The organism is Bacillus sanguinis, assembly GCF_018332475.1.
Taxonomy (GTDB): Bacteria; Bacillota; Bacilli; order Bacillales; family Bacillaceae_G; genus Bacillus_A; species Bacillus_A sanguinis.
In genome coordinates, this window is the sequence record NZ_BOQB01000442.1 from 1 (window position 1) to 2,412 (window position 2,412).

Here is a 2,412-nt window from a genome sequence, read left to right on the forward strand (position 1 = left end):
CAACATAAGCATTTTATAAAACTACAAAACAAAATACGATATTTTTTCTATTACTTTAAATCTAGAAATCAAATCACTCTGGAGTTTTCTGAATATTATGGGAGGATGTAAATACTGTGAACACAGTATATTTAGTGTTTAATTAACCTTATAATAAAAAAACAGCGCGCTAAATTAATTGGAAAGGTGCAAAAACATGATTACAAATCAACAATTAGTCATAAACAATTTGGAAGAAAAATTAAAAGTATTTACTCATGCAGTTAGTGGAGAACTTACAAAAGAAGAAGATTTCATCATAGCAAATACAGACATTCCTACCGATACATTCAATGTAGTATTGCCGAAATCTCCAAATATCAAAAATGCAGGTAAGATTAGACATGGAATCGATAATTTTTCATATAAAAAATATCCCTTTAGTATTTGGATTGATGCTCAGTATTTAACCGAGGATTGGGCAAAACTTATGCAAGAATATGACCTAGAAGAAGCGGAACGTAATGTGATGATGAAGCTTGAAAATACTCTTAATGTTGGTCAAAGAATTTCCAATCAACTTATGATTACTAATGTGAAAAATAATGAAGAACTTTTAAAATATATAGACGTATTCATAAGCTTATTTGAGGGTACACCAGAAAAAAATGCATTAGAAAGTTACTTTAATAAATTTTCACAAGTAAAATTAGGTTCAGAAGTTCAAATGTTTATTGGATGCATAGATGAAATGCCTGTAACCACTGGTTTATTAATAGAAAGCAAAGATAGTTATGGTATTTATGATGTGATGACAAAAGAAACATTTAGAGGGAAAGGAATTGGCAGTGAAATGTTTCAATTTCTTCTAAATCAAACAACGGATAAACAAAAACCAGTTGTATTACAGGCTTCAGATGATGGTAAAAATATCTATAAACGATTTGGATTTATGGATGTCGGAGAAATGGTTGTATTTGAATAAGGAGTTTTCTCATTTAGCTAGAGGATAGGATTGTTGAGCAACATAGATGGGAAATGATCCAACTTTTTATAAAAAAATAAGCTAATGGAAAATATTAAGGACGTGTTTTGACCAATCTTTTTTCAAAACACGCCTTTTTCTTTTTTGTTTATCAAGGTTATTTGCTTAATTTGGACAAACCTTATTCTAAAACAACATTAATTAAAATTACTTCCAAGGAGCATATCTTTGCATAACAAAAAAGGAAGCATAAACCTGCATTTTATGCAAAGTTACGCTTCCTGTTATAAAAATAAAAAAACCACCAAATATGTATTGGTGGAGACGGTGGGAGTCGAACCCACGTCCAAAAATATCGGCACTTAAGCTTCTACGAGTGTAGTCGATATATTAGCATTTCGCGAACTCTTCAGCCTATCGACAGGCTTCCAAGTTGCTAGTCTGGTTGTTCTCTTCCTTTGTCCTCAGACGGCGAACTCCGGCGTAGTCCACTTAGTTTGAGTCCCTTACCCTACCACATGGACGATGGAGGGAGGAACCTTTAGTGCAATTAAGCAGCTAAAGAAAGATTGTTTTGTTTGCCAATTATAGGCTTTGACGTTTTAACGAGGCCGATCCCCTCGACTCGCAACCTAAGCTCGAACTATCCCTGTCGAATCCGTAACGTCCCCATGATAGAAATGGAGCATACGAAGAAATATCGTGATAGCTACTAAGAGCTGTTTTTCAATGTGCAACAATCTTACATAAGTTATTATAACATACGCGCGCCGTTTTACAAATGTAAATATCTGTATTACATCTTTTGACGATCACGGAACACGCGTGCAATTTCACGTTTAGCTTCTTTCTCTTTTAAATCGTGACGTTTATCATATTGTTTCTTACCTTTTGCTAAACCAAGTGCCATTTTTGCAAATCCATTTTTTAAATAGATTCTTAGTGGAACTAATGCGTAACCTGTTTCTTTTGCAGCTCCCGCTAGCTTATCAATTTCTTTTTTATGCAGAAGTAATTTTCTCGTACGAAGTGGATCATGATTGAAACGATTCCCTTGTTCGTACGTATTAATATGCATATTATGAACCCATACTTCTCCATTATGTACACGAGCAAACGCATCTTTCAAGTTCACGCGACCAGCGCGAATCGACTTAATTTCCGTTCCTTGAAGGACAAGCCCTGCTTCGTATGTCTCTTCGATGAAATAATCATGAAAAGCTTTTTTATTTTGTGCAATAACCTTACCTGAACCCTTTGGCATATAACGTCCCTCCTCTATTTTTACTATTGTAACAAATGTTAATAAAAAGCGAAAGTGGCTCGTTCAGAATGTGAGGTGGATGGAGCTTCTGACCTTGAGGCGCTCTTTGCCTCTCGGGAAGAAGCGAAGCCACCGAACATTCTAGCCACTGTAGCTGGATTACATTAAAAAGCGAAAGTGGCTC

The 2,412-nt window shown here is 35.0% G+C and carries 2 protein-coding genes and 1 other RNA gene; 1 reads left to right on the forward strand and 2 read right to left on the reverse strand.

Translation table 11 applies throughout. The annotated features are described in order from the left end of the window. Window positions 1-196: 196 nt before the first annotated feature. A complete protein-coding gene (locus KI369_RS27390; protein ID WP_212958742.1) occupies window positions 197-964 on the forward strand; it encodes a GNAT family N-acetyltransferase in 768 nt (255 codons plus the stop codon). A gap of 316 nt (window positions 965-1,280) precedes the next feature. On the opposite strand, the gene ssrA is transcribed toward KI369_RS27390, so the two are convergent. Further along, window positions 1,281-1,635: a transfer-messenger RNA gene (ssrA, locus tag KI369_RS27395) on the reverse strand. Window positions 1,636-1,760: 125 nt separating this feature from the next. Next, window positions 1,761-2,228 (reverse strand): SsrA-binding protein SmpB, encoded by a 468-nt coding sequence (gene smpB, locus KI369_RS27400; RefSeq protein ID WP_212958744.1) that lies wholly within the window; start codon window positions 2,226-2,228, stop codon window positions 1,761-1,763. Between the last annotated feature and the right edge of the window lie 184 nt (window positions 2,229-2,412).